General features: G+C 64.8%; 24 protein-coding genes. 11 read left to right on the top strand and 13 right to left on the bottom strand.

Annotated features, from left to right (window positions below):
• Positions 1-120: 120 nt before the first annotated feature.
• Positions 121-2,355, bottom strand: a complete 2,235-nt coding sequence (locus ACVWYP_RS31905; protein ID WP_304496058.1) for an alkaline phosphatase family protein — start codon at positions 2,353-2,355, stop codon at positions 121-123.
• 527 nt (positions 2,356-2,882) lie between these two features.
• On the bottom strand, positions 2,883-3,362 hold the full coding sequence (locus tag ACVWYP_RS31900) for a PaaI family thioesterase (protein WP_057018395.1): 480 nt from the start codon (positions 3,360-3,362) through the stop codon (positions 2,883-2,885).
• A gap of 173 nt (positions 3,363-3,535) precedes the next feature.
• On the opposite strand from ACVWYP_RS31900, the gene purL reads away from it, so the two are divergent.
• Positions 3,536-5,767: a phosphoribosylformylglycinamidine synthase subunit PurL gene (purL, locus tag ACVWYP_RS31895; protein ID WP_304496057.1), complete on the top strand. Its 2,232-nt coding sequence runs from the start codon at positions 3,536-3,538 to the stop codon at positions 5,765-5,767.
• Positions 5,768-5,864: 97 nt separating this feature from the next.
• On the opposite strand, the gene ACVWYP_RS31890 is transcribed toward purL, so the two are convergent.
• Both ACVWYP_RS31890 and soxR read right to left on the bottom strand, forming a co-directional pair.
• The gene (locus ACVWYP_RS31890) at positions 5,865-6,125 is read right to left on the bottom strand and encodes a GlsB/YeaQ/YmgE family stress response membrane protein (RefSeq protein ID WP_016843463.1); all 261 of its coding nucleotides are present in this window, start codon (positions 6,123-6,125) and stop codon (positions 5,865-5,867) included.
• A 107-nt stretch (positions 6,126-6,232) separates the two neighbouring features.
• Complete coding sequence (gene soxR, locus ACVWYP_RS31885) at positions 6,233-6,709, bottom strand: redox-sensitive transcriptional activator SoxR (protein WP_057018397.1); 477 nt, start codon at positions 6,707-6,709, stop codon at positions 6,233-6,235.
• A 164-nt stretch (positions 6,710-6,873) separates the two neighbouring features.
• On the opposite strand from soxR, the gene ACVWYP_RS31880 reads away from it, so the two are divergent.
• Together ACVWYP_RS31880 and ACVWYP_RS31875 are read left to right on the top strand one after the other, a co-directional pair.
• A complete protein-coding gene (locus ACVWYP_RS31880) occupies positions 6,874-7,989 on the top strand; it encodes an efflux RND transporter periplasmic adaptor subunit (RefSeq protein ID WP_304496056.1) in 1,116 nt (371 codons plus the stop codon).
• 28 nt (positions 7,990-8,017) lie between these two features.
• Positions 8,018-11,098 carry an efflux RND transporter permease subunit gene (locus ACVWYP_RS31875; protein WP_304496055.1) on the top strand — a complete coding sequence of 1,027 codons (3,081 nt, stop codon included), beginning with the start codon at positions 8,018-8,020 and terminating at the stop codon, positions 11,096-11,098.
• Here the strand turns inward: ACVWYP_RS31875 and ACVWYP_RS31870 are convergent, their stop codons facing one another.
• The gene (locus ACVWYP_RS31870; protein WP_028339889.1) at positions 11,099-12,283 is read right to left on the bottom strand and encodes an acyltransferase family protein; all 1,185 of its coding nucleotides are present in this window, start codon (positions 12,281-12,283) and stop codon (positions 11,099-11,101) included.
• A 187-nt stretch (positions 12,284-12,470) separates the two neighbouring features.
• Between ACVWYP_RS31870 and ACVWYP_RS31865 the strand changes: the two genes are divergently transcribed.
• Positions 12,471-12,644, top strand: a complete 174-nt coding sequence (locus ACVWYP_RS31865; protein ID WP_024582607.1) for a DUF1328 domain-containing protein — start codon at positions 12,471-12,473, stop codon at positions 12,642-12,644.
• Positions 12,645-12,771: 127 nt separating this feature from the next.
• Here ACVWYP_RS31865 and ACVWYP_RS31860 read toward each other — a convergent pair whose 3' ends face one another.
• The gene (locus tag ACVWYP_RS31860; RefSeq protein ID WP_304496054.1) at positions 12,772-13,131 is read right to left on the bottom strand and encodes a DUF427 domain-containing protein; all 360 of its coding nucleotides are present in this window, start codon (positions 13,129-13,131) and stop codon (positions 12,772-12,774) included.
• 185 nt (positions 13,132-13,316) lie between these two features.
• Between ACVWYP_RS31860 and ACVWYP_RS31855 the strand changes: the two genes are divergently transcribed.
• The gene (locus ACVWYP_RS31855; RefSeq protein ID WP_024518049.1) at positions 13,317-13,553 is read left to right on the top strand and encodes a BolA family protein; all 237 of its coding nucleotides are present in this window, start codon (positions 13,317-13,319) and stop codon (positions 13,551-13,553) included.
• Positions 13,554-13,587: 34 nt separating this feature from the next.
• The gene (locus ACVWYP_RS31850; protein WP_304496053.1) at positions 13,588-14,769 is read left to right on the top strand and encodes a low temperature requirement protein A; all 1,182 of its coding nucleotides are present in this window, start codon (positions 13,588-13,590) and stop codon (positions 14,767-14,769) included.
• A 9-nt stretch (positions 14,770-14,778) separates the two neighbouring features.
• On the opposite strand, the gene ACVWYP_RS31845 is transcribed toward ACVWYP_RS31850, so the two are convergent.
• Genes ACVWYP_RS31845 through egtB form a run of 3 tightly spaced genes read right to left on the bottom strand, consistent with a single transcriptional unit; the run spans position 14,779 to position 17,477 of the window.
• The gene (locus ACVWYP_RS31845; protein ID WP_304496052.1) at positions 14,779-15,174 is read right to left on the bottom strand and encodes a DUF4345 domain-containing protein; all 396 of its coding nucleotides are present in this window, start codon (positions 15,172-15,174) and stop codon (positions 14,779-14,781) included.
• Between the two features lie 27 nt (positions 15,175-15,201).
• A complete protein-coding gene (gene egtD / locus ACVWYP_RS31840) occupies positions 15,202-16,170 on the bottom strand; it encodes an L-histidine N(alpha)-methyltransferase (RefSeq protein ID WP_304496051.1) in 969 nt (322 codons plus the stop codon).
• A gap of 53 nt (positions 16,171-16,223) precedes the next feature.
• Entirely contained in the window at positions 16,224-17,477 is a 1,254-nt protein-coding gene (gene egtB / locus ACVWYP_RS31835) for an ergothioneine biosynthesis protein EgtB (protein WP_304496050.1), read from the bottom strand.
• A 292-nt stretch (positions 17,478-17,769) separates the two neighbouring features.
• On the opposite strand from egtB, the gene grxD reads away from it, so the two are divergent.
• The 5 genes from grxD to ACVWYP_RS31810 all read left to right on the top strand — a co-directional run bounded on the left by grxD (position 17,770) and on the right by ACVWYP_RS31810 (position 22,888).
• A complete protein-coding gene (gene grxD, locus ACVWYP_RS31830) occupies positions 17,770-18,102 on the top strand; it encodes a Grx4 family monothiol glutaredoxin (RefSeq protein WP_016843475.1) in 333 nt (110 codons plus the stop codon).
• Positions 18,099-18,650, top strand: a complete 552-nt coding sequence (locus ACVWYP_RS31825) for an O-acetyl-ADP-ribose deacetylase (RefSeq protein ID WP_304500335.1) — start codon at positions 18,099-18,101, stop codon at positions 18,648-18,650. The genes grxD and ACVWYP_RS31825 overlap by 4 nt, the downstream gene beginning before the upstream one ends.
• Before the next feature lie 49 nt (positions 18,651-18,699).
• Positions 18,700-19,986, top strand: a complete 1,287-nt coding sequence (locus tag ACVWYP_RS31820) for a serine hydrolase domain-containing protein (RefSeq protein WP_304496049.1) — start codon at positions 18,700-18,702, stop codon at positions 19,984-19,986.
• A 103-nt stretch (positions 19,987-20,089) separates the two neighbouring features.
• Positions 20,090-21,352 (top strand): serine hydrolase domain-containing protein, encoded by a 1,263-nt coding sequence (locus ACVWYP_RS31815; RefSeq protein WP_304496048.1) that lies wholly within the window; start codon positions 20,090-20,092, stop codon positions 21,350-21,352.
• Between the two features lie 21 nt (positions 21,353-21,373).
• A complete protein-coding gene (locus ACVWYP_RS31810) occupies positions 21,374-22,888 on the top strand; it encodes a serine hydrolase (protein ID WP_304496047.1) in 1,515 nt (504 codons plus the stop codon).
• 43 nt (positions 22,889-22,931) lie between these two features.
• Here the strand turns inward: ACVWYP_RS31810 and ACVWYP_RS31805 are convergent, their stop codons facing one another.
• The 4 genes from ACVWYP_RS31805 to rpsD form a co-directional block, all read right to left on the bottom strand.
• Positions 22,932-23,999, bottom strand: coding sequence for a threonine aldolase family protein (locus ACVWYP_RS31805; protein ID WP_304496046.1), 1,068 nt, complete (start codon positions 23,997-23,999; stop codon positions 22,932-22,934).
• A gap of 140 nt (positions 24,000-24,139) precedes the next feature.
• On the bottom strand, positions 24,140-24,418 hold the full coding sequence (locus ACVWYP_RS31800; protein WP_369525530.1) for a type II toxin-antitoxin system RelE/ParE family toxin: 279 nt from the start codon (positions 24,416-24,418) through the stop codon (positions 24,140-24,142).
• On the bottom strand, positions 24,415-24,642 hold the full coding sequence (locus ACVWYP_RS31795) for a hypothetical protein (protein ID WP_304496044.1): 228 nt from the start codon (positions 24,640-24,642) through the stop codon (positions 24,415-24,417). The genes ACVWYP_RS31800 and ACVWYP_RS31795 overlap by 4 nt, the downstream gene beginning before the upstream one ends.
• A gap of 118 nt (positions 24,643-24,760) precedes the next feature.
• Positions 24,761-25,378: a 30S ribosomal protein S4 gene (gene rpsD / locus ACVWYP_RS31790; RefSeq protein ID WP_016843156.1), complete on the bottom strand. Its 618-nt coding sequence runs from the start codon at positions 25,376-25,378 to the stop codon at positions 24,761-24,763.
• Positions 25,379-25,399 lie beyond the last annotated feature (21 nt).

Raw genomic sequence — 25,399 nt, 5'->3', positions numbered from 1 at the left:
GGCGGGGCGAAAGGCTAGGGGCGACGGATCAGGCGCGCAATTCCGAGCCGGATATGCGCGAGTATGGAAAAAGCGACGGACGCCGGCCCGGCGTCCGTCGCGCGGAATTTGCCCGAAATCCTAGCGCAGGACCTGGCCCAGCACCTCGCCGTCGACCTGCTGCGGTGCCGAGCCGAGGATCCGCATGATGGTCGGCGCCACGTCGATATTGCGCATGTGCCGCACCACGGTGTCCTTGCGGATCTGCGGCCCCGCGGCGATGAACGTCGCGCTCATCACCGGAAGCTCGGGGTCGTGACCGTGGGCGCCATAGAAGTTCGGCATCGACAGCATGGTGGTTGCCGCGTTGAACGGCGCGTCGCCCTGGCGCGCGACGCCGGGGTTCTGGATGCCGTCGAAATTGTAACCGGGCGCCATCAGCGCGAACACGTCGCCATAGTCCTGGCCGATGGTCTTGCTGATGCATTGTCCGGTTCCGGCGTCGCATTGCAGCGGCCGGGTCTCGACGACGGTGAAGATGCGCTGGTCCTTGAGTGAGTAGTTGAAGCGGGCATTGGGGTCGACCGCGTTCTTCACCGCGTCGGTGATCTGCGCCACCAGTGTGCGGTAGGTCGCCAGATCGACGGTGCCGCCGAGCTCGCGGTTCTGCAGGTTGATGTAGATGTCGGCGGCAGGGCCGGACGTGCGGATCCCGACCTTGCTGGTGTCGATCCCGGCGTTGCGCAGGATGTTGGTGAGATTGACCGAGGTGTGGAACGGCGCGAAGCCGTGGTCCGACACCACGATCACGTTGCTGTCGCGGCCCGCCGCATCGGCGATCTGCTTCACCGCTCTGTCGGCCGTCTGGTAGGCGAAACGGATGTAGGACGCGTATCGCTTGACCTTGGCGGCATCCTGGTTGGCGCCGATCGAATTCGGGTCGGTCGGGTTGGTGCCCTGGCGGGGATCGGTCAGCAGGAACTGGTGCTCGGAGCCGTCGGGCTGCTCGATATAGACCATGACGAGGTCGGCGTCCGGATGGGTCTTGATCGCGCGCTCGCCGATATTGGCCTGGTAGCGCACGAAGGTCTTCACCATATCCTCGAACATCGTCTCGATCTCGACGTCGGGGAAATTGGTGAAGCCCGGGCTCAGCCGCTCCGGAATGCGGAAGTCGGCCTGCGGACGCCAGAACCCGATGTTGTTGTTGATGTCGTCGACGTCGGCGAGAACAGGCGTGTTGCGCGGGATGTAGTTGGCGCCGTAGCGGGCGAAGCGCACCACCGAGAGATCGGGAGACAGCGCAGAGACGAAGTACGCGGCACCAACCTTCGCCCCGCTGCCTTCAAAGAAGAACGGTGCGTTCTCGCCGCCGAACTTGACATAGGCCGGTCCGGTCGACGGCGCGTGGAACGGGCCTGCGGTGATGCCGCGGTTGGCATCGAAGAACACCAGCGTGTCGTAGTTCACCTTACGATCGTTGGTGGTGTCGATCGCGGCGACACGGATCGAATATTTGACGTCGAGCGTCGAGGCGTTGGTGCAGGTCGCGGTTGCCGCGGCGGAGCAGGAGAACGTCTCGATCGGTGCCGAGGTCACCAGCACCGGGCTGAACGAGAAATGGCCGGCAGCCTGCAGCGCCGCCACGATGCTCGGGTCGGTCGTGAAGTCGCCTCGCGACAGCGAAAAGCCCTGGGCCCCGATGCCGCCGAACGCGCCGAACGGGACCGTGAAGTCGGTGATGCGGGTCGGCTGGGCCGGCTGCACCACGGTCTTGTTGATGGAGATGTCGGCGCCGTCGCCGCCGGGCCAGGTCGCCGTGACGACCTTCTTGCCCTGCTGGCGCAGTTGCACCCACAACGGCACCGCTGTCGGGTGCGGCGATGGCCCGAGCGGGCTCTCGCTGTAGCCGCCGATCGGCGCCGCAAAGCCGCTGATGCTGCCGGAGATCGGCCCGACGATCGGCTCGAACGTGTTCGAGGGGATGTCGTTGTGGACCGCCGTCGAACCGGTCGCGATCGCGATATGCGACACCGCGGTGAGCGACGGTGACGCCGTCACGTTCTGCAACGCCACCGCGCCGCGCCGGCTGAGCCGGGCGAGGCCGCCGTCGCGCGGCAGCACGCCTTCCTCGATGAACTTCTGGATGAAATCGGGTTTGGCACCGTCGAGCGAGATCATCACCACGCGCGGCTTGCGGCCATGATGACCACCGTCATGGTCCTGGTCTTGATCCTGATCGTGACCGCGAGCATCGCCAACGCCGCGATCACCATTATCGCCGTCTTGACCGGCGCGTGCCGCAGTTGCAGTCCATGCCAGCGACGCGACAAGCGACATCGCCGTCGTAACGGAAACGAAAGTCTTCAATTTCATGAGGATGCCCCAACATCGCTGCGCGAACGCACAAACGGAAACCGTTCAGCAATCTTCGGGGGCTTGCCTGACGCGCATGTGACGCGCGCGCGACGACGCAACGACAGTGCGTCGATGCGTCACAACCGCAGTTCGTATTGCCTCACGCGAAGAACGCGCGTGAACACAACGCGCTAGCATTTTCGAGCGAAGTGGACACCGGTTCGCGTGAAGAAAACGCGCCAAAGCAAAACAAGAATCGATGCCTGCATGCGCGGGTATGACACCGGAAAGAACGAGAGCCCGGGCTCCCTCCACACGTCGTCCCTGCGAAAGCAGGGACCCATACTCCGCGGCGGGTGTGGTTAAGGGGACTCGTCGTTCGACGACCGCAACAATGACCATCTGTGGTTATGGGTCCCTGCTTTCGCAGGGACGACCCGAATATGTGGCTACGCCCAGCGGATCAATCTAGAGCTGCGCTGCCGATTCAGTCTGGTCCGATGTAACGGCGCGATGACGGCGCATTTCCACAGACGTCACACGCTTTACGCCGTTGCCTGCGCCGGCGCCCTGCGCTTCACCCGCTTGATGGTGCCGGAGAAGGTGAACAGCGGCCGCTCCGCCGATGTCAGCATGCCCCGCACGAAGATCAGCGACATGCCGGCGCGGGTGACCTCGCCGGTGCACTCGATCAGGTCGCCCTCGCGGGCGGCGTCGAGGAATTCCGAGGCGAACGAAACCGTGACGCCCGGGCCCTGCAGCACCGAGCCGGCGAGCGCGAACAGGCAGTAATCGGCGAAGGTCATGAAGCAGCCGCCGTGGACGTTGCCGGAGCCGTTGAGGTGCTTCTTGCCGACCCGGAACGCGCAGGTGATGCGGCCGTTCTCGTCCATGCGGTGGTAAAACGGGCCGGTATGGGTCTCGAAATTGTCCCGGGTCCAGGTTCGCCAGCCGGCGAATTCGCCCTCGGTTTCGACGTGCAGGTCGGGGCGGCGGTTGAATGCGGTTTTGGCGAGCTCGTTCACGAAATATGGCCTTCAATTATCGGGTTCGGGTCCTTAAATCCGATCCATCCCCATTGTGCAAATCCCGGGACCAAATCCCGGGGCGCGGCCAGCTGCCGCAAAGCTCTGGACAGGCCGGAAATGGGCCCTAAAAGGCCTTTTCGCCCCCGTTCTATCTACCTATTAAGGGTCCCATGAACGTGCCCAAGAACGACGCCAAGAACGAGCCCCAAATCACCCCCGAACTCGTCGCCGCCCACGGGCTGAAGCCGGATGAGTACGAGCGCATCCTGAAGCTGATCGGGCGGGTTCCGACCTTCACCGAGTTCGGCATCTTCTCGGCGATGTGGAACGAGCATTGCTCGTACAAGTCGTCGCGCATCCATCTGCGCGGGCTGCCGACCAAGGCTCCCTGGGTGATCCAGGGCCCCGGCGAGAATGCCGGCGTGATCGACATCGGCGACGGGCAGGCCGTGGTCTTCAAGATGGAGAGCCACAACCACCCGAGCTACATCGAGCCCTACCAGGGCGCGACCACCGGCGTCGGCGGCATCCTGCGCGACGTCTTCACTATGGGCGCGCGCCCGATCGCCTGCCTGAACGCGCTGAGCTTCGGTGCGCCCGAGCACCCCAAGACCCGGCATCTGGTGTCCGGCGTGGTCGCGGGCGTCGGCGGCTACGGCAATTCGTTCGGCGTGCCGACGGTCGGCGGCCAGGTTCGCTTCCACACCCGTTACGACGGCAACATCCTGGTCAACGCGATGGCGGTCGGGCTCGCCGACGCCGACAAGATCTTCTATGCGGCGGCCTCCGGCGTGAACATGCCGATCGTCTATCTCGGCTCCAAGACCGGCCGCGACGGCATTCATGGCGCCTCGATGGCCTCGGCCGAATTCGACGACGCCTCCGAGGAGAAGCGCCCGACCGTGCAGGTCGGCGATCCCTTCGCCGAGAAGCTGCTGCTGGAAGCCTGCCTCGAGATCATGGAAAAGGGTTGCGTGATCGCGATCCAGGACATGGGCGCGGCGGGCCTGACCTGCTCGGCGGTCGAGATGGGCGCCAAGGGCGACCTCGGCGTCGAGCTCGACCTCAGCGCGGTGCCGACCCGCGAGACCGGCATGAGCGCCTACGAGATGATGCTCTCGGAGAGCCAGGAGCGCATGCTCATGGTGCTGAAGCCCGAGAAGGAAGAAGAGGCCGAGGCGATCTTCCGCAAATGGGGGCTCGATTTCGCCATCGTCGGCTACACCACGCCGACCAAGCGCTTCGTCGTCAAGCATGCTGGCGACGTGATGGCCGACCTGCCGATCAAGGAACTCGGCGACGAGGCGCCGGTCTATGACCGTCCGCACGTCGCCTCGAATACGCTGCCGGTGATCCGCGGCCAGGACGTCAAGCCGCCGCTCGGCATCGCGGACGCGCTGGAAAAGCTGATCGGCACGCCCGAGCTGTGCTCGAAGCGCTGGGTGTGGGAGCAGTACGACCACGTCATCCTCGGCAATACCATGCAGCGCCCCGGTGGCGATGCCGCGGTGGTTCGCGTCGAGGACGGACCGAAGGGCCTTGCGCTCACCGTCGACGTCACGCCGCGCTATTGCGAGGCCGATCCGTTCGAGGGCGGCAAGCAGGCGGTCGCCGAAGCCTGGCGCAACATCACCGCGGTCGGCGGCCGGCCGCTCGCGATCACCGACAATCTCAATTTCGGCAATCCTGAACGGCCCGAGATCATGGGCCAGTTCGTCGGCTGCCTGAAGGGCATTTCGGAGGCCTGCCGCACGCTGGATTTCCCGGTCGTGTCCGGCAACGTCTCGCTCTACAACGAGACCAACGGCCGCGGCATCCTGCCGACGCCTTCGATCGGCGGCGTCGGCCTGCTCGACGACTTCACCAAGTCCGCGACCCTGGCATTCAAGACGGCCGGCGAGGCGATCCTCTTGGTTGGCGACACCCAGGGCTGGCTCGGCCAGTCGGTCTATCTGCGCGACGTCTGCGGCCGCGAGGAGGGCGCTCCGCCGCCGGTCGATCTCGCTGCCGAGAAGCGCAATGGCGACGTGGTGCGCGGCATGATCCACGCCGGCACCGCGACCGCGGTGCACGACGTCTCCGACGGCGGTCTTTTGATCGCGCTCGCCGAAATGGCGATTGCAAGCGGCATCGGCGCGCAGCTCCTGGCCGCGCCGGCCTCGATCGTGCCGCATGCCTATTGGTACGGCGAGGATCAGGCCCGCTACATCGTCACCGTGCCGGCCGCCGACGCAGGCCTCGTGCTGGCCAAGATGAAGGGTGCCGGCGTGCCCTGCGCGCGCATCGGCACCACCGGCGGAGATGCGATCGCAGTGGCTGGGGAGTCGCCGGTTGCGGTCGAAAGCCTGTCGCGCGCTTTCGAGCACTGGCTGCCGAACTACATGCACGGCACCGCCGCCTGATCCGGCTGGATCAGGCGCCGCGAGCAACGATTCAATGGCGCGATGAACCCATCATCGCGCCATTTCTATTCCGAACTTGATCCCTTCGGATCATGCCTTATGTCGCGCCGCGGACCGCGCGCCAGGCAAAGATGATGATGCAGGCGCCGATGAAGCCGGCGACGAGATAGCTGAGCCAACCTCCGCCGAGCGACACGCCGAGCAGACCCAACAGCCAGTTCGCCAGCGCGGCGCCGACAATGCCGAGGATGATATTCATGAAGATGCCGGTTCCGGACTTCATGAACATTTCGGCGAGCCAGCCCGCCAGTCCGCCGACGATGATGGCGGCGATCCATCCAACTTGTGGGTCGTTCATCTCAGGACTCCCTAGGGTCAAGCAGTCCGGCCAGCATACCTGAGAATCACCTGGCGGGATGTGACCAAAGGCAGGTTGTGCGCAACTTGTCGGCCGCGAAAACGCCGTCAGCCCCGCCGCTTGCGCCGCGCCCGGCGTTCGGCCGCGGTGATCAGGATGCGCGGGCCCGGCCCCTGGGCGCCGAGCTTGTCGTCGCAATTGCGCAGCGGGCAGTCGGTCACCGACAGGCAGCCGCAGCCGATGCAGTTGAACAGCTTGTCGCGGAGGTCGGTGAGATCGTTGATGCGCTGCTCCAGCGTCTCGGTCCAGGCCCGCATCGCGCGCTCCCATTCGCGCACGGTCGGCGCGCGATCGAGCGGTATCGCGGCGAAGGTCTGCCTGATCTCTTCCAGCGGGATCCCGGCGCGCTGCGCGATCCTGATCACCGCGATCCGTCGCAGCACGCCGCGCATGTAGCGGCGCTGGTTGCCGCCGGTGCGCCGGCTCGCGATCAGCCCCTTGCTCTCGTAGAAGTGAAGGGTGGAGACGGCAAGCCCGCTGCGCCGCGCCACTTCGCCGACTGAAAGCTCCTGCGCAAGCGTCATTGACCAAGCAATCCCTGATCAGAGGTCCTGCATTGGAAATCTTGCGTTAGAAGTCTTGCAAGCTGCCAGCCTTGACCTCAACCATACTTGAGGTTCTATATCAGTTGCGGGCTTGCAGGGGCAAGCTTCCGGCCGACACGCCGGGGTTCGTTCTTGGAAGCGATATGCCGTCCGCATCATTGTCGTCGCGCCGCTGGCTCGGGCTTCGTGCCAAGCCGTTCGGCATCACCGTTCTGTTGCTCGTCTGTGCCGCGGCCGGCTTGCTTGCCTGGCGCGCAGGCGGATCCAGCGCCTCGGCCAAGGCCACCGCCGAAGCGCCGCCGACGCCGGTGGCGGCGATGGTGGTGCGGACCGAAACCTTGCCGCGGTCGATCGAGGCGATCGGCTCGCTGCAGGCGGTGCGGCAGGTGATTCTGGCGCCGGAGGTTGCCGGCCGCGTCACCGCGATCAACTTCGATGCCGGCACCGATTTCGCCGAGGGCGCGCCGCTGGTGCAGCTCTATGACGCGCCGCTGCGCGCCGCGCGCGCGGTCGCGGTCTCCAAGGGACGATTTGCGCAGCTGCAGGAGAAGCGTTCGCAGGGCCTCGCGCCGTCCGGCTTCGTGACTCAGGAGACGCTGCAGCAGCGGCAGGAAGATCTGAAGCAGGCCGACGCCTCGCTCGACCAGCTCGATGCGCAGATCGCGCAGATGACGATCCGGGCGCCGTTCGCGGGCCAGATCGGCCTGCGCAAGGTCAATCTCGGCCAATACGTCAATGCCGGCGATGCGCTCGCGACGCTGACCGCGCTCGACCAGCTCTATGCCAATTTCACCGTTCCGCAGCAGCGCCTGTCAAATCTGAAGGTGGGAGGCGCGGTGACGATCCGTACCGACGCTTTCCCCGATCGGGTGTTCGAGGCAAAGATCAACGCCATCGAACCGCAGGTCGCCGAGGACACCCGCAATGTCCTCGTGCAAGCCCTGTTTTCCAATCCCGACCGGCTGCTGCGGCCGGGCCTCTTCGCGATGGTGAACGTCGTGCTGCCGCCGCAGCCGGACGCCATCGTGGTGCCGGTCACCGCGATCCAGACCAGCGCATCCGGCGAGAGCGTGCTGGTCGTGCGCGACAACAAGGCGGTCGGCGTCGCCGTGAAGACCGGGCAACGGATCGGCGAGCGTGTCGTGGTGGAGCAGGGGCTTTCGCCCGGCGATCACATCGTCACCGCGGGCCAGCTCCGCGTCATGCCCGGCGCGGCCGTCCAGACGACCATGGCGGAGACGCCGGAGAAGGGACGCTAGCTTCGCGAGCAGCGCCCGAGGAATCATCATGCATTTCACCGACATCTTCATCCGCCGACCGATTCTGGCGACGGTCGTCAGCCTGCTGATCCTGTTGATCGGCACCGCGGCGATGGTCTCGCTGCCGGTGCGGCAATATCCCAGCATGGAGAGCGCGACGATCCAGGTCGACGTGTCGTTTCCCGGCGCGACCCAGGACGTCATGCAGGGCTTCGTGACGTCTGTCATCGCGCAATCGATCGCGACCGCCAACGGCATCGAGTACATGACCTCGAACTCGACGCTCGGCCTCAGCCAGATCAAGGCCAAGCTGGTGCTCAACGCCAATGCCGACCGCGCCATGACCGAGGTGCTCGCCAAGGTGCAGCAGGTCAAGTACCGGATGCCGGCCGGCGTGTTCGACCCTGTCATCACCAAGATCACCGACGGCGCGTCGGCGGTGCAGTACATCGCCTTCACCAGCGACACGCTGACGCCGGCGCAGATCACCGACTTCGCGACCCGCGTAGCGCAGCCGCTGCTTACCTCGGTGCCCGGCGTCGCGTCGGCCGACACCTCGGGCGGATCGTCGCTGGCGATGCGGGTGTGGATCGATCCGTTCAAGCTCGCGGCGCGCGGGCTGACCGCGGCCGATATCTCCGCCGCGCTGCGGTCCAACAACGTGCAGGCGGCGCCTGGGCGGCTGCGCGGCGAGATGACCGTCACCAACATCACCGCGGCGACCGATCTGCGCAATCTCGACGATTTCCGCAAGATGGTGATCAAGACCGGCGCCGGCGGCGGAGGCCTGGTGCGCCTCGGCGACGTCGCGACGCTCGAGATCGGCGGCGAGAACTACGATTCCAATGCGCGCGACAGCGGCAGGCCCACTGTCTACATTGCGGTGCAGCCGACGCCCGACGGCAACCCCTTGGAGATCGTCGCCGCCACCGGCAAGGTGATCGAGGACCTCAACCGCGTGGCACCGCCCGGTTTGAAGGTTGCCGACGTCTTCAACATCGTGCACTTCGTCAAGGCCTCGATATCAGAGGTGCAGCATTCGCTGGCCGAGGCGATCGCGATCGTTGTGGTGGTGATCCTGCTGTTCCTGGGATCGTTCCGCTCCGTGCTGATCCCCGTGGTCACCGTGCCGCTGTCGCTGGTCGGCACCGCCGCGATGATGCTGGCGCTCGGCTTCTCGATCAATCTCCTGACCCTGCTCGCGATGGTGCTGGCGATCGGGCTCGTGGTCGACGACGCCATCGTCGTGGTGGAGAACATTCATCGCCACATCGAGGAAGGGCGGAGCCCCGGCGACGCCGCCCTGATCGGCGCGCGCGAGATCATCGGTCCCGTGATCGCGATGACGATCACGCTCGCCGCGGTCTATGCGCCGATCGGCCTGATGGGCGGCCTGACCGGCAGCCTGTTCCGCGAATTCGCCTTCACGCTGGCGGGCTCGGTGGTGGTCTCAGGCGTCATCGCCCTGACCTTGTCGCCGATGATGAGCGCGCAGCTGCTCGGCGAAGCGACCTCGCACGGCCGGTTTGCCCGTTTCGTCGAGCATCAGTTCTCAAGGCTGTCGCGCGGCTACGGCCGGCTGCTGGCCGCGACGCTCAAGATGCGCGCCGCAGTGCTGCTGGTGGCATTCAGCGTGCTGGCGGCGATCGTGGTGCTGTTCCTCGGCAGCCAGCGCGAGCTCGCGCCCTCCGAGGACCAGGGCTATGTGTTCACCGTGCTCCGCGCGCCGCAATATGCCAGTGTGGATTACACCACGCGCTCTTCCGACCAGATCGAGCGGCTGTTTCGCTCGTTTCCCGAATACCACGCGAGCTGGTTTATCAACGGCACCGACGGGCAGAACCATGCCTTCGGCGGCATCACCCTGACCGATTGGGACAAGCGCAAGCGCTCGGCCAACGACATCCAGAACCAGCTCTACGGCATGTCCTACGGCGTGCTCGGCGCCAGCGTGACGCCGTTCCAGCCGGCGGCGCTGCCGGCGGCGACCGGCGGCCTGCCGTTCCAGATGGTGGTGCGCTCGGCCGGCGACTTCGCGACCATCTATCAGGAGGTCGAGACGCTGAAGCAGGCTGCATGGAAGAGCGGGCTGTTCGCCTTCGTCGACAGCGACCTCGCCTTCGACAGCCCGACCGCGCGGATCACCATCGATCACGCCAAGGCGGCCGAGGCCGGAGTCAGCATGCAGACCATCGCCGACACGCTCGCGGTGCTGGTCGGCGAGAATTATGTCAACCGCTTCAATTTCTTCGAACGCTCCTACGAGGTGATCCCGCAGGTGCGCCAGGCCGACCGGGTCACGCCCGAAGGGCTCGGAAACTTCAACGTCCGCTCGAGCTCGGGGCAGATGTTCGCGCTGTCGACGGTGATCAAGGTCAACGTCAAGCCGGAGCCGAACCGGCTGCCGCAGTTCAACCAGATGAACGCGGCGACGATCTCGGCGGTGCTCAAGCCCGGCGTCACCATGGGACAGGCGGTGTCGTTCATGCAGGCGCAGAAACTGTCGCCGGGCATGACGGTCGACTGGCTCTCGGACAGCCGGCAATATGTCCAGGAGGGCAACCGCCTGATCGTGACCTTCGGCATGGCGCTGATCGTGATCTTCCTGGTGCTGGCGGCGCAGTTCGAAAGCTTCCGCGATCCGCTGGTGATCATGGTGACGGTGCCGCTCGCGGTCTGCGGTGCGCTGCTGCCGCTGTATTTCGGCTTCGCCACGCTGAACATCTACACCCAGATCGGCCTCGTCACTTTGATCGGGCTGATCTCCAAGCACGGCATCCTGATGGTGAGTTTCGCCAACGAGATCCAGCATCATGAAGGGCTCGACCGGGTCGCCGCGATCCAGAAGGCGGCCGCGGTGCGGATGCGGCCGGTGCTGATGACGACAGCCGCGATGGTCGCGGGCCTCGCGCCGCTGCTCTATGCCGACGGCGCCGGCGCGGCGAGCCGCTTCGCCATCGGCATCGTCGTGGTGATGGGCATGCTGATCGGCACGCTGTTCACGCTGTTCGTGCTGCCGACCTTCTACATCCTGATCGCCCGCGACCATCGCGCGGCGGCCGCCCCGCGGCTGGAAAGCGTGGCGGCGAGGGGCGAGATCGCGGCGTGATTAGAGCACGTATCTTGAGCCGGGAATCTTGCGCAGCACGGCCGTGACCGCCCAGCTCAGCGCCACGGTGGCGAAGAACGCGATCGCGGCCTTGGCGAACGCCGGCAGCTCCATATCGAACAGCCAGTATTGCAGCCACAGCACGATCGGATAGTGCACCAGGAACATGCCGTAGGCGTCGCCCTGCATGCGGTCGAGCAGCGTCGGGCCCGACGATTTCGATTGCAGGAAGTAGGCCAGGATCGCGAACAGGATCGAGGCGCTGAACAGCACGTAGAAGCTGCCGTAGATCCCGAGATACCAGCCGGGCAGCGGATCGGGGTTACCGATGATCATACGCTTGATATAGATCATCACCCACATCAAACAGTAGGGGATCAGCGTGATGCCGGTCCAGAACCAGCGCCGCTCGGTCAGCCGTCCGTGCGCGCTGAGCACGCCGCCCTCGAGGTTCGCCGCCCCGATTCCCGCACCGATGAAGAAGTAGGACGCATACAGCAGCACGCGGCTCGCCTGCACCGAAAACGGTCCGAACTCGAACCAGTAGTTCTGGCCGTAATGAATCAGCATCGGCAGGTAGGCGGCGGCACTGACGATGACGAGGAACAGCCAGAACTTCGAGGGACGTTGAAATCCCTTGATCGACAGACGGTTGATCGGATCGAGCAGACGCGGCGACACCCGGTACAGAATGCTCGCCGTGAGGTCGAAGGCCATCAAGACATAGACGAACCAGATCGGACCGCTCGGCCATGGTCCGACCGTCATGGTTTTCCACCAGAATTCGGAGAAGCTCAGCCCCGGCGTCTGACGCAGCGCGATCGCGTAATAGGCGAGCGGAATCACGCTGACCGCGCAGACCACGAACGGCAGGCCGAGCCGCAGCAGCCGGTCGCGCAGGAAGATCAGCCATGGCTTGTTGCCGAGCCCCGGCCAGACGAACAGCCCCGACAGGAAAAAGAACATCGCCATGAAGAAGCTGTCGGTGGCGAGCACCACGCAGTCGAAGCCGATCCACGATGTCGGGTCGGTGTGCCCGAAATAGGTGTAGGGGATCACCGCGTGGTGCAGCAGCACGACCAGGGTCAGGAAGGTACGCGCGCGGTCCAGCGCGACATTGCGCTTGTGGAGCTTCGGTGCTGCCTGGATGTCGACGGCCGGAGCCGCGTGAGCAATCGATTTCATGGTGCCACCAGCCGGGTCTGCACTCTGATGTTGCAATCGGGAACCCGATTCAGCAAGGCCCAATCGGCCGGATCGGGGAGTATCGAGGTCGGTCATCTCGGCGAATCTGTTTCGTTTTTGGAACTGCGGTCGGGTGCGGGCGTTCTCGTCCGAACTGGCGGACGCGCGCGGCTATCCGGGGTGAACAATGACAATTCTGAAATGGGCGCTGATCTTCCTTGTCGTATCGATCATCGCAGGTTTGCTTGGCTTCACCGGCATTTCCGCCGCCTCCGCCGACATCGCCCGCTTTCTGTTCTATGTATTCGTCGTGATCTTCCTGGTGCTCCTGATCCTCGGGCTCACGATATTCCGGGTATAGCTGGGATCGGCCGAGCGCTCCCGACGTCATGCCCGGGCCTCGCCCGGGCATTGCCGTTTTGCAGGCTGGGTCAGCGCGCGACGAAAGGCCGGGCGAGACCCGGCGCTTGCGGCAGGCGACGATTCCCCTAGGCGACCTCCTCGATCTTCACCTTGTCCGGATAGAAGGCGAGGTGGCCGGCGATCTCGGTCATGGCCGGGAAGGGCTCCTCATAGGTCCAGATCGCGTTGTCCAGCGTCTTGCCGTTGGCCTTGATGCTGAAGTAGCTCGCGTCCCCCTTGTACGGGCAATGCGTGATCCGCTCCGTGCGGGTCAACAGCTCCATGTTGGCGTCCTGCCGGGGGACATATTGCACGGCCGGATAGCTCGCTTCCTTCAAGGTCAGCGCATGGGTGGTCTCGGCGATCACGACGCCGTCGGCGGTGACGCGGACGCGCTTGGCATTGGGCGTGATGGTGATCGGATGGTCGGGGCCGGGGAGCTTCATGATTCTGCGCCTCTTCTGGTCATTTTGGCGTGATGGCTTGTGACCGATTGATGCAGGTTTAAATCGCTGGGAATGGGAATATAGTGTGCCCGGGATGACCTAGAAGACCCCAAGGGCTAGGTTTTATCCTTAGGTTTATCTGGCCGAGCGGCCTGATTCGAACGACCTGACGGAGGTGGACTGGGATGCCGATGGACGCCCGTGATATCGAATCGATGATCAAGGCAGCGATTCCCGATGCCGAGGTGACGATCCGCGATCTGGCCGGCGACGGCGACCACTACGCGGCCACTGTTATTTCCGAGTCCTTCCGCGGCAAGTCCCGCGTCCAGCAGCACCAGATCGTCTACCAGTCGCTGAGGGGCCAGATGGGCGGCGTGCTGCACGCGCTGGCCCTGCAAACCGGCGTGCCGGAAGGCTAGGGCCCCGGCGGCCAGCGGGCGGGGGCCTCGAGCGATGGCAGACAATCCGCGCGGCGCGATGTTTCGTGTCATCGTGCCGAACCAGCACAGCCGCGTCACCAATGCCGAGCTGTTCTTCGACCTCGTCTTCGTCTTCGCCGTCACGCAGCTGTCGCACACGCTGCTGCACCACTTCACCCCGCTTGGGGCGGTGCAGGTCACGCTGCTGTTCCTCGCGGTATGGTGGGTGTGGGTCTACACCACCTGGGTCACCAACTGGCTCAATCCCGACCTGACGCCGGTCCGCCTGCTGCTGTTCGTGCTGATGCTGGGCGGGCTATTGCTGTCGACCTCCATACCGACCGCCTTCGAGGGCCGCGGGCTGTGGTTCGCCGGGACCTATGCGGCAATGCAGGTCGGCCGCACCGCGTTCTGGCTGCTGGCGACGCCGCGGCGCCGGACGGCGGTGCGCCACAACGCCATCCGCATCCTGACCTGGCTATCCTGCTCGGCCGTGCTGTGGATCCTCGGCGGCTTCGCCGAGCACGAGACGCGGATGTGGCTCTGGATCGCGGCGCTGACCATCGAATATATCGCGCCGGCCGCGCGGTTCTGGACCCCGGGGCTCGGCTTCTCCTCGATCGAGGCGTGGTCGGTCGAGGGCGGCCACATGGCCGAACGCTGCGCCGGCTTCATCATCATTGCGCTCGGCGAGGCCATCGTGGTCGACGGCGCGACCTTTGCCGAGCTGACCTGGACGCCGGAGAACATGGCCGCGTTCATCTCGGCGCTGGTCGGCAGCATCGCGATGTGGTGGATCTATTTCCACAAGGGCGCCGAGGCCGGCTCGGACATGATCTCCAAGTCCGAGGAATCCGGCCGCGTGGCGCGGATCGCCTATACCTATCTGCACATGCCGATCGTCGGCGGCATCATCCTCACCGCGGTCGCCGACGAACTGGTCCTGAAACACCCGTCCGGCCATTCCGACCTGAACACGATCGTCAGCTCGATCGGCGGGCCGATGCTGTTCCTGGTCGGGACCATCCTGTTCAAATATGTGATCCGCAACTTCCTGCAGCTGTCGCACGGCGTCGGCATCGTCGCGCTGGCGATCACGGCCTATTTCGCGCGCGAGATGTCGCCGCTGGTGCTCTCGATCGTGACCACCGCGATCATGATCGTGGTCGCGGCGTGGGAGTCGATCTCGCTGCGGTCGACGGGGGAAGAGGAATAGCGGCCGCCGCTACTTGCGGCCGGCCGTAGCCACGCGGTGCTGCCAATAGACGAACAGCGGTGCGCCGATCACTTCGAGCGCGGTGAAGCCCACGAAGGGCAGCGGCGGCAAGCCGACCATCAGCATCGACAGCGGCCTGCCGATGCCGCCGAGGAAGATGCCGCCCCAGACCATCCGAAACAGCACGCCCTCGCTCTCGATGCGCGGCACCAGCCAGAGCAGTGCGAGCCCGAGACCGAGCCAGACCCCGCCGAAGAAGCGCAAATTGCTGTCGAGCACCGGCAACGCCGGAACGCCCGAGGAGGCGTAGAGCGGATCGCTGACGCCGAGCATAGTGATGATGCCGGTCAGGATCGGGACCAGGGCGAGCAACGCCGTCGCGATCTGCTGCGGACGCCTGCCCATGATTTGCCCCGTCCCCAGGTTTGGGTGCTAGTCCGCGACCAGCGCGTGCACCGAGAACATCGTGTTGGCGTCGGTCCAGCTCTCGCGCACCGTCCAGCCCCCGCTGCGGGCGAGCGCGGTGAAACGCTCGAGCGAGTATTTGTAGCTGTTCTCGGTGTGAATGCTCTCGCCCGGACGGAACGCAAAGGTACTGCCGAGGATGCGCACGGTCTGCGCCTTGCGGCTGATCAGGTGCATCTCGATGCGATGGCGGTCGCGGTTGTAGATCGAGCGGTGCGTGAAGCCCGACAGATCGAAATTGCCGCCGAGCTCGCGGTTGATGCGAACCAGCACATTGAGGTTGAACCGCGCGGTGACGCCGGCCGCGTCGTTATAGGCGTCGTACAGCACGCGCTCGTCCTTCTCGAGGTCGACGCCGATGATCATCTGCGCGCCGTGGCCGAGGATCTGGCGTGCGCTGCGCAGGAAGGCCAAGGCCTCGCTCGGTTCGAAATTGCCCAGCGTCGAGCCGGGGAAGAAGCCGACCTTCGGCATCGCGGCGACGGCCTCGGGCAGCGTGAACGGCGTGGTGAAATCGGCCGCGACCGGGTAGATGCCGAGACCGGGGAAATCCTTCCGCAACCCGTCGGCCTGGGCTTTGAGGAAATCGCCCGAGATATCGACCGGCACATAGGCTGCGAATTCGCAATGCTCGAGCAGCAGGCGCACCTTGGTGGTCGCGCCGGCGCCGAACTCGACCAGCGCCGCGCCGTCAGGGATGATCGCGGCGATCTCGTCGCCGCGGTCGCGCAGGATGCCAAGCTCGGTGCGCGTCGGATAATATTCCGGCAGCACCGTGATCTGCTCGAACAGCTCGGAGCCGGTGGCGTCGTAGAAATATTTCGGCGACAGCCGCTTCGGGTGACGGGCGAGATTGCCGATCACGTCGCCGGCGAACGCCGAAGTCGCTTCGTCGAACGGATACGCTTTGGCCAAAGCGGCGGCATGCACATTCATGATACTCTCCCGAACGCGCTTACCGGCGCGCCATTGATGTCGACAGTGCTTGATCAGGCATAGTCGGCGAGGCGTAACCCCGTGAATTGCCAGCGATGGTGCGGATAGAAGAAGTTGCGGTAGGTGACACGGCTGTGACCTGCGGGCGTCGCCAGCGACGAGCCGCGCAGCACGAGCTGGTTGACCATGAACTTGCCGTTGTACTCACCGAGCGCGCCTTCGATCGCGCGGTAACCCGGGTAGGGCGAATAGGAGCTGCGGGTCCATTGCCAGACGATGCCGTAGGCGTCGTTGAGCAGGCCGGCGCGCGCGGCGACCTCCCATTCCATCTCGGTCGGCAGGTGCTTGCCGGCCCATCGGGCGAAGGCGTCGGCTTCGTAATAGCTGACGTGGCAAACCGGCGCTGACGGATCGATCGGCTGCAGGCCGCCGAGCGTCATGATCTTCCATTCGCCGTCGATCTCGCGCCAATGGCCGGGTGCCTGCCAGCCCTCGTTGCTCACGGTGCCAAAGCCATCCATCAGCCACAGCGTGGCCGTGGAATAGCCGCCGTCCTTCATAAAGGCGAGCCAGTCGGCATTGGTGACGAGATGCTTCGCGAGCTTGACCGGGCCGACCAAAGCCCGATGCGCGGGCTTCTCATTGTCGAAATGGAAGCTGTCGTCGGCGTGGCCGACGGTGTGGATGCCTTCGTTGAGCGTTACCCATTCCTCAGGCCCGCGATGCGCCGCCGGGAAGCGCCACGCCGGATCGTAGGCCGGCGGGATCGGGTTCTGCGCGAAGGCATGCAGGATGTCGGTGTACATCAGCTCCTGATGCTGCTGCTCGTGATTGAGGCCGACCTCGACCAGCGGCACCAGCGCCTCGAGCTTGTCGGCTCCGGCAGTCTGGAAGAATTTCACCACCTCGGCGTCGACATGGCGGCGGTAGGCGGTGACTTCGTCGGCCGTCGGGCGCGTCAGATGGCCACGCTGGTGGCGGGCGTGCCGCGGGCCGGCGCTGACGTAATAGGAATTGAACAGATAGGCGTAGTCCGGATGGAATGGCGTGTAGCCCTCGACGTGCTCGCCGAGCAGAAACTGCTCGAAGAACCAGGTGGTATGGGCGCGGTGCCATTTGACGGGGCTCGCATCCGGCATCGACTGGATCAGCTGGTCTTCGGGCGACAGCGGCGCGGCCCGGCGCTCGGTCTCGTCGCGGACGGCGCGATAGGCGTCCACGAGCCGCTCGGCGAGCGGCCCGGATTCGGAGGACAGTGACGGGGAGGCGGCGGGAAGGGCGGCCGCGGCAGAGGCTGGTTTCGTCACAGGGGTCTCCGATTCAAGGGAGAGAACGTTGCTTCGGCAAACTGGTTCCCGACGGACAGTTCGTCCTAGATAGGGGCTCCGTTACGGGAAAAAAGCCTCCCCCCGCGATGATATTGGGGCCGTCAGATAATCCCGGCCCCTTTCGGGCGCCCGCAGCGCCCAGCGCATGCCAGATTTCCGCCATTTTGCTTTGGATGCACAATGGTTTGAGCTACATATATAGTCAGTCACGGGTTAGAAGGGCGGGCCGGCCCGTCAAGGCCTGAGAGCGTCGCCCCCGAAGGAAGCGAAAATGAGCATCGAGCAATTCATCGACAACGAAGTGAAGTCGAACGACGTCGTGCTGTTCATGAAGGGCACGCCGCAATTCCCGCAGTGCGGGTTTTCCGGTCAGGTCGTGCAGATCCTCGACCACATCGGCGTCGGCTACAAAGGCCTCAACGTTCTCGAGTCCGCCGAACTGCGCAACGGCATCAAGGTCTATTCGAACTGGCCGACGATTCCGCAGCTCTATGTGAAGGGCGAGTTCGTCGGCGGTTGCGACATCATCCGCGAGATGTTCCAGGCCGGCGAATTGCAGCAGCTGTTTGCCGACAAGGGCATCCCGGTCGACGTGGCTGCCTGACCTTGACGGCGCGCCAGATCGGCAAGGCGCGGCTCGAAGTCATCGTTACCGACATCACGACCCTGCGCGTTGACGCCATCGTCAACGCGGCTAATTCATCGCTGCTCGGTGGCGGCGGCGTCGACGGCGCGATCCATCGTGCCGCGGGCCCCGAGCTGCTCGTCGAGTGCCGCGCCCTGCACGGCTGCAAGACCGGCGACGCCAAGATCACCAAAGGCTATCGGCTCCCGGCCAAGCACGTGATCCACGCCGTCGGCCCGATCTGGCACGGCGGCACCCAGAACGAGGATGCGCTGCTCGCATCCTGCTATCGCCGCGGCATTGAGCTGTGCCACGCCAATCAGCTTGGCTCCATTGCATTTCCCGCGATCTCGACCGGCGTCTATCACTTCCCGCCGGACCGCGCCGCCGGCATTGCGGTCAAGGCCGTCGTCGATGCCCTGGTCGCCGCACCCGGCGTCACGCAGGTGATCTTCTGCTGCTTCTCGCCCCAAAGCGGTCAGCTTCATCAGGAGGTCCTGGAGGCCTTTGGCAGCCCTTGTGCCTGATGATACCGCCGCTACACTTCCCCGTGATTTCCGGGGAGGGATAGTTCAAATGCATTCATTTCGTTTGACGTGCGCCGCCGCAGCCGCCGCCGCGGTGGTGCTGGCGGCGCCGGCGTACCCGCACACCGAGGGCACCTACGAGATTCCGGCGGGTGCGCATTTCAATCCCGCCAAGCTCGCCAAGATCAGCGAGTTCTTCAAGAACGAGGTCGCGACCGGAAAGATTCCCGGCGCTATCGTCCTGATCCAGCAGCACGGCAAGCCGGTGTATCACGAGGCCTTCGGCGTGCAGGACGTGGTCAGCAAGGTGCCGATCACGGACAAGACCATCTTCCGCCTGGCCTCGATGTCCAAGTCGATCACCGCCGTGGTGTCGATGCAGTTGCTGCAGGAAGGGAAATACAAGCTCGACGATCCCGTCTCGAAATACATTCCGTCCTTTGCCAACGTGAAGGTCGGCATCGAGAAAAAGGCCGAGGACGGCACCAAGACGCTGGAGCTGGTGCCGCCAAAGCGGCCGCTCACGATCCTCGATCTGATGACGCATACGTCGGGAATCACCTACGGCTTCTATGGCGACAGCCTGGTCCGCAAGGCCTACAAGGAAGCCAATATCTACGGCGGAGATTTCGATCTCGCCGAATTCGCCGAGCGGATCGCCAAGCTGCCGCTGCACAACCAGCCCGGCGCGCTCTGGCAATACGGCCATTCCACCGACATTCTGGCGCGCGTGATGGAGCTGACCACCGGCGAGAAGCTCTCGACGATCGAGCGCGATAGGCTGCTCGACCCGCTCGGCATGAAGGACACCGGCTTCTTCGTCACCGATCCCGAGAAGCAGAAGCTGATGGCCGAGCCGATGCCGAACGACAGCGACTTCCGGGTCGGCCGGGTCAACGATCCGACCAAGGTCAAGAAATGGGAGTCCGCCAGCGGCGGCATGGTCTCGACCATGGCGGATTATTCGCGCTTCGCGCAGATGCTGCTCAATGGAGGCACCCTCGACGGCAAGACCATCCTGAAGCCCGAAACGTTCAAGGAGCTGACGACCGACCGTGTCGGCCCGGGCTCAGGCGTCGAGCGCGACTTTTTCTACTTCCCCGGCGACGGCTTCGGCTTCGGGCTTGGCATCGCGGTACGCACCGATCCGGGCACTGCGAAGCCGCCGCCGCCCGGCGATCTCGGCGAGCTGAAATGGGACGGCGCCAGCGGCTGCTATTATGTCATCGACCGCAAGCAGGACTTCTTCTTCGTCCTGCTGGAGCAGACGCCGACCGAGCGTCAGCGCATCCAGCGGACGCTGAAGCAGCTCGTTTATGAAGCCATGGAAAACTAGAGCGTTTTCGAGCGAAGTGGATACCGGTTCGCGTGAAGCAACGCGTTGAAAAGAAGGGAATGACGGCATGATCCGATTCAGGCGGATCGGCTCATGTGCTTGCATGCGTGGGGGCCGCGCGTTCGTCGCGTCACTCGCGTTCGCGTTGGTCGCAACGGTTGCGAAGGCCGGCTCCGCGGCGCCGGCCGCGCACAGCTTCTCGGCGGAAGGCCTCGCCAAGGTCTCCGACTATGTCCGGAACGAGGTCGCGACCGGAAAGATCCCGGGCGCGATCCTGCTGCTGCAGCAGCATGGCAAGCCGGTCTATTACGAGAAGTTCGGGGTTCGCGACGTCGCCACCGAGTTCTCGATGAGCGCGGATACCATCTTCCGCCTCTATTCGATGTCGAAGCCGATCACCACGGTCATCGCGATGATGCTGGTCGAGGAAGGCAAGCTCGCCCTCGGCGATCCGGTGTCGAAATATATCCCGGCCTTTGCCGATATGAAGGTCGGGGTGGAAAAGCGCGGCGATGAGGGCAAGATGGCGATGACGCTGGAGCCGTTCAAGCGCCCCATCACCATCGAAGACCTGATGCGCCACACCGCCGGCCTGCCTTACGGCTATTACGGCGGTGGTATCGTGAACAAGACCTACGCCGATGCCGGCCTGTTCGACAACGATCCCGACAATGCCGAATTCGTGGCGCGGCTTGCGGCATTGCCGCTTGCCGAACAACCCGGCGCACAATGGGACTACGGCCATTCCACCGACGTGCTCGGCCGCATCATCGAGGTGATAACAGGCAAATCGCTGTTTCAGGTCGAGAAGGAGCGGCTGCTCGGCCCGCTCGGGATGAACGAGACCGCGTTCTATGTCGCCGACCGGGCGAAATGGCCGCTGATCGCCGAGCCGATGCCGAACGATCGCACCATCAGTCCGGTCGCCGACGTCCGTAATCCGCGCAAGCCGCTGCGATGGGAATCCGGCGGCGGCGGCATGGTCGGCACCATCGGCGACTATGCGCACTTCTCGCAGATGCTGCTGAATGGCGGCAGCTACGAGGGCCGGCGCTATCTGAAGCCGGAGACCATCGCGCTGATGGTGAGGGACCATATCGGTCCGGAGACCGGCGTCGTGCGCGACCAGAACTACTATCCCGGTCCGAACTCCGGCTTCGGCCTCGGCTTCGCGGTCCGCACCTCGGTGCCGCCGAGCACCGACTGGCCGTTGGGCGAGTATCGCTGGGACGGTGTCGGAGGCACCTTCTTCTTCATCGATCCCGCGGACGATCTGTTCGGCATCTTCATGGTGCAGACGCCGTCGCAGCGCGGCCGGATCCAGCAGGAGCTGAAGACGCTGATCTACCGGGCGATGGGACGGTAGACGTGGCGCGTGGAGGTGGTCATGCAGGCGATGACTTTCACTCTCCGCAAGCTCATCCTGGTGGCCGTCACATCCGCCGCCATGACTGCGTGCCGGCCTGTTCTGGCCGAAGAACCTCGCCGCCTCGGTGATGCCGACGTCATGCAGCGGATCGACTATGTCTTGAACGGCCTGAGGACGGCGATTGTCGTCGACGGCGATGTGCCGATGACGCTTGCCGATCGCATGAACGAGCTGCACGTTCCCGGTGTCAGCATCGCGGTGATTCATGGCGGCGCCATCGAATGGGCGCGTGGCTTTGGCTCGGTTGCCATCGGCGGTCCGCCCGTGGTGCCGGAAACGCTGTTTCAGGCGGCCTCGATCAGCAAGCCGGTGACCGCCATCGCCGCTCTGGCGCTGGCCCAGGCCGGCAAGCTCGATCTCGATGCGGACGTCAAAGTTGCGCTCAAGAGCTGGAAGATTCCGGACTATCCGTATTCCCAATCCCGGGTGACAGTTCGGCGGTTGCTGAGCCACACGGCCGGGACCAACGTGCCCTACTACCCGGGCTATCGGGCCGGCCAGCCGGTCCCCTCTCTTCGCCAGATTCTCGATGGCACGCCACCTGCGAACAGCGCGCCTGTCCGGGTCGAGCACGAACCCGGCAAGCAGGATCAATATTCCGGCAGCGGCTATACGATCGTTCAGCAACTGCTCGTCGACGTGACGGGGCGGCCGTTTCCTGCGCTGCTCGACGACGTCGTCCTCAAGCCTTTCGGGATGACGATTTCCAGCTTCGCGCAGCCATTGCCTGCGGATCGTTTGACGATGGCCGCCACACCGTACCGGTCAGACGGCGCGCCGGTGCCGGGCGGCCCGCACGTCTATCCCGAACTGGCCGCCGCGGGATTATGGACGACGCCGACCGATCTCGCCCATCTCTTGCTCGGCGTGCTGGATTCGTTGGCCGGTCGGAGCAATCCCGTTCTGTCGCAATCGATGACGGCCGAGATGCTCTCGCCGGTTCTCGGCAGTGCCGACGGGCTACCTCCTGGGATCGGACGACGGGGGCTGGGCTGGCTGGTTCGCGGCTCGGCGCCCAACCGGCAATTCTGGCACAACGGCGTGAACGAGGGCTTCATCGACACCATGGTCATTTTCGAGAATGGCGATGGCGCCGTTGTCATGACCAACGGCTGGGGCGGTCGGATCCTCGTCGACGAAATCCTGCGCAGCATCGCGGCCGAGTACGGCTGGCCGGATCGCCAGGCCAAGGTCGGGAAGTTCATCGCAGTGAGCCCGCAGACGCTGGACCGTCTGGTCGGGACCTATCGGTTCTCGCCGGAATTTTCGATCCGCGTCACAAGGGAGGGCAATCGCCTGTTCAGCGAGGCGACAGGGCAGGAGCGGCGCGAAATCTTCGCCACCAGCGATCACGAGTTCTTTTTCAAAGTCGTCGATGCGGTGCTGTCATTCGACACGGACGGTCGGAACGTGGCAAGGCAAGTGACCCTTCACCAGGAAGGAACGGACCACGTCGGAAAGCGGCTGCCGTAGTTTGGCAGCCGGATTTCGTGGAGCTCCATCCGGGCTACGGGAGTTACGCCGCGCGCACGATGTCCCTGACGTGTCCGACCGCTTCCTCGATCATCGCTGCCGTGACATCGAGATGCGTGCAGGCCCTGATCCGGCCGTCCATCATCGCCAGTGTCACGCCGCGCTTGCGCAGCTCAGCGACCATCTTGTCGCCTGATACCCCGGCGCCGTCGGGCTTGAAGAACACGAGGTTGGTCTCCGGCGCCTGCACCGCGATGCCGTTGATCTGCGACAGGCCGCGCGCCAGGGCTCGCGCATTGGCGTGGTCGTCGGCGAGGCGGTCGACATGGTGATCGAGCGCGTGGATGCAGGCGGCAGCGCAGACGCCGGACTGCCGCATCGAGCCGCCGAGCCGCTGCTTCCAGCGCCAGACATCGTCGATGAACGCCCGGGTGCCGGCGATCACGCCGCCGATCGGCGCGCCGAGGCCCTTGGAGAAATCGATCCAGGCGGAATCCCAGCCCGCCGTCATGTCGCGCGGCGAGATGCCGGACGCGACGGTCGCATTGAGCAGCCGCGCGCCGTCCATGTGGGTGACAAGGCCGTGGGCCTTGGCGATGCGCACGACCTCGTCGAGCGCCGCCTTCTTCCAAATCGTGCCGCCGCCGATATTGGCGGTCTGCTCGACGCTGACGAGCACCTGCGGCGGCTGGTAGCGGGTGCGCGGATGCAGCGCGGCCTGGAAGGTGTCCGGCGTGAACTGGCCGTCATCGCCCGGCAGCTGCGTGATCTGGAAACCGCCGAGCGCGGCATGGGCGCCGCCCTCGCGCGCAATGATATGCGCGGTCGCATGCGCCAAAATCTCGTCGCCGGGACGGCAATAGGCCAGCGTCGCCGCAACGTTGCACATGGTGCCCGACGGCATGAACACGGCGGCTTCCTTGCCGAGCAGATCGGCGACGCGGGCGCAGAGCTCGTTGGTGGTCGGATCGTCCCCGACCTGCTCGTCGCCGACCTCCGCCTTCGCCATCGCCTCGCGCATCGCCGGCGTCGGCCTGGTCTGCGTATCGGACAGAAGGTTGATGCGAACGGGCGGGGCCTTGGGATCGGGCCGGGCAGGGGTGTAGTGCATGGCTTTCCTCATCGCTCCGCACTGAGGGCGGATTCGCTGCTGAAACGCGATGAGATAAGATGAATCGTCATCGCGCCCTGGCTTCTTGTTTGAGCATGATCGTATCCGGAAAACCGCTTCGCGCTTTTCCGGATCATGCTTTAGCGTATAGGCCTCCGGGCGGCGTGACGAAACCGCATAATGATGATCTCGGTGGGCGTCACGCGATAGTCGATCAGGTAGGGATATGGTGTCGCCGAAATCCGGCGGACGCCTGGGCGGCTTGTCGGGCGCCCCGCACGCGGCTGCTCTTGCAGCAGCGTGACAAGTGCCAAGATGCGGTCGCGCACATGGACCGCGCCCTGGGGCGATCGTGTTTCGATATAGGAAAGTGCCCGATCAATCTGAACAAGAGCGCGTCGCGTGTAACGGACGTTCACAGCCCGTGCTTTGCCCACATCGCACGGACTTCCTCGGCCGTTGCCAGCTCGCCGCGTGCAATCTCGGCGTCGGCTTCAGCCAGATCGGCGTCTTCTTCCGGCGTGAGCTGGAGCGGTGGTTGGTCGACTCCGGCAAGCTGCAGCATGATGCGCGCGAGCTCGTCCTGCTCTGTGTCAGGCAAGCTTGAAACTGTCTCGAAGGCCTGTTCGAGTAACCGGGTCATCGGCAAGAAACCTCAACGGCAACCATCTGCCAAGTCCCGCATATGATAGTCGTCTTGTGGGCAAACAAAAAGGCCCCGGCAAAACCGGGGCCTTTCGGATCTCGCAATGCTGAAGTGATCAGCGCGAATAGAATTCGACGATCAGATGCGGCTCCATCTGCACCGGGAACGGTACGTCCGAGAGGCCGGGGGTGCGCGCGAACTTCGCGGTCATCTTGGAGTGATCGACCTCGATGAAGTCGGGCACGTCACGCTCGGGGAGCTGGGCCGCTTCCAGCACCGGGGTCAGCTGCTTGGAGGATTCCTTGACCTCGATGAGGTCGCCGACCTTCAGCTTGTAGCTGCCGATGTTGACCTTGCGGCCGTTCACCTTGATGTGGCCGTGGTTGATGAACTGGCGCGCGGCGAACATCGTGGAGACGAACTTGGAGCGATAGACCACGGTGTCGAGACGGCGCTCCAGGAGGCCGATCAGGTTCTCGCCGGTGTCGCCCTTCAGGCGGCTGGCTTCGACATAGATGCCGTGGAACTGGCGCTCGGAAATGTTGGCGTAGTAGCCCTTGAGCTTCTGCTTGGCGCGCAGCTGCACGCCGAAGTCGGAGAGCTTGCCCTTGCGGCGCTGGCCGTGCTGGCCGGGGCCGTATTCGCGGCGGTTCACGGGGCTCTTCGGGCGGCCCCAGATATTCTGGCCCATGCGGCGATCGATCTTGTACTTCGCCTCACTGCGCTTTGTCATCGCGTCCTCTTTTGCATAGCC

This window comes from Bradyrhizobium sp. USDA 3262 (assembly GCF_054060035.1).
Note: the sequence above shows the minus strand (reverse complement) of the source record. Positions and strands in the feature narration are given on the sequence as shown.

Excerpts from the sequence above, each read along its gene's own strand:
- ACVWYP_RS31795 (WP_304496044.1), bottom strand. The coding sequence starts at position 24,642 with ATGACCCGGTTACTCGAACAGGCCTTCGAGACAGTTTCAAGCTTGCCT.
- purL (WP_304496057.1), top strand. The coding sequence starts at position 3,536 with ATGAACGTGCCCAAGAACGACGCCAAGAACGAGCCCCAAATCACCCCC.
- ACVWYP_RS31855 (WP_024518049.1), top strand. The coding sequence starts at position 13,317 with ATGCCGATGGACGCCCGTGATATCGAATCGATGATCAAGGCAGCGATT.
- ACVWYP_RS31850 (WP_304496053.1), top strand. The coding sequence starts at position 13,588 with ATGGCAGACAATCCGCGCGGCGCGATGTTTCGTGTCATCGTGCCGAAC.
- ACVWYP_RS31845 (WP_304496052.1), bottom strand. The coding sequence starts at position 15,174 with ATGGGCAGGCGTCCGCAGCAGATCGCGACGGCGTTGCTCGCCCTGGTC.
- ACVWYP_RS31870 (WP_028339889.1), bottom strand. The coding sequence starts at position 12,283 with ATGAAATCGATTGCTCACGCGGCTCCGGCCGTCGACATCCAGGCAGCA.
- ACVWYP_RS31860 (WP_304496054.1), bottom strand. The coding sequence starts at position 13,131 with ATGAAGCTCCCCGGCCCCGACCATCCGATCACCATCACGCCCAATGCC.
- grxD (WP_016843475.1), top strand. The coding sequence starts at position 17,770 with ATGAGCATCGAGCAATTCATCGACAACGAAGTGAAGTCGAACGACGTC.
- ACVWYP_RS31890 (WP_016843463.1), bottom strand. The coding sequence starts at position 6,125 with ATGAACGACCCACAAGTTGGATGGATCGCCGCCATCATCGTCGGCGGA.
- egtD (WP_304496051.1), bottom strand. The coding sequence starts at position 16,170 with ATGAATGTGCATGCCGCCGCTTTGGCCAAAGCGTATCCGTTCGACGAA.
- ACVWYP_RS31805 (WP_304496046.1), bottom strand. The coding sequence starts at position 23,999 with ATGCACTACACCCCTGCCCGGCCCGATCCCAAGGCCCCGCCCGTTCGC.
- ACVWYP_RS31880 (WP_304496056.1), top strand. The coding sequence starts at position 6,874 with ATGCCGTCCGCATCATTGTCGTCGCGCCGCTGGCTCGGGCTTCGTGCC.
- ACVWYP_RS31905 (WP_304496058.1), bottom strand. The coding sequence starts at position 2,355 with ATGAAATTGAAGACTTTCGTTTCCGTTACGACGGCGATGTCGCTTGTC.
- soxR (WP_057018397.1), bottom strand. The coding sequence starts at position 6,709 with ATGACGCTTGCGCAGGAGCTTTCAGTCGGCGAAGTGGCGCGGCGCAGC.
- ACVWYP_RS31810 (WP_304496047.1), top strand. The coding sequence starts at position 21,374 with ATGCAGGCGATGACTTTCACTCTCCGCAAGCTCATCCTGGTGGCCGTC.
- ACVWYP_RS31815 (WP_304496048.1), top strand. The coding sequence starts at position 20,090 with ATGCGTGGGGGCCGCGCGTTCGTCGCGTCACTCGCGTTCGCGTTGGTC.
- ACVWYP_RS31875 (WP_304496055.1), top strand. The coding sequence starts at position 8,018 with ATGCATTTCACCGACATCTTCATCCGCCGACCGATTCTGGCGACGGTC.
- ACVWYP_RS31820 (WP_304496049.1), top strand. The coding sequence starts at position 18,700 with ATGCATTCATTTCGTTTGACGTGCGCCGCCGCAGCCGCCGCCGCGGTG.
- ACVWYP_RS31865 (WP_024582607.1), top strand. The coding sequence starts at position 12,471 with ATGACAATTCTGAAATGGGCGCTGATCTTCCTTGTCGTATCGATCATC.
- rpsD (WP_016843156.1), bottom strand. The coding sequence starts at position 25,378 with ATGACAAAGCGCAGTGAGGCGAAGTACAAGATCGATCGCCGCATGGGC.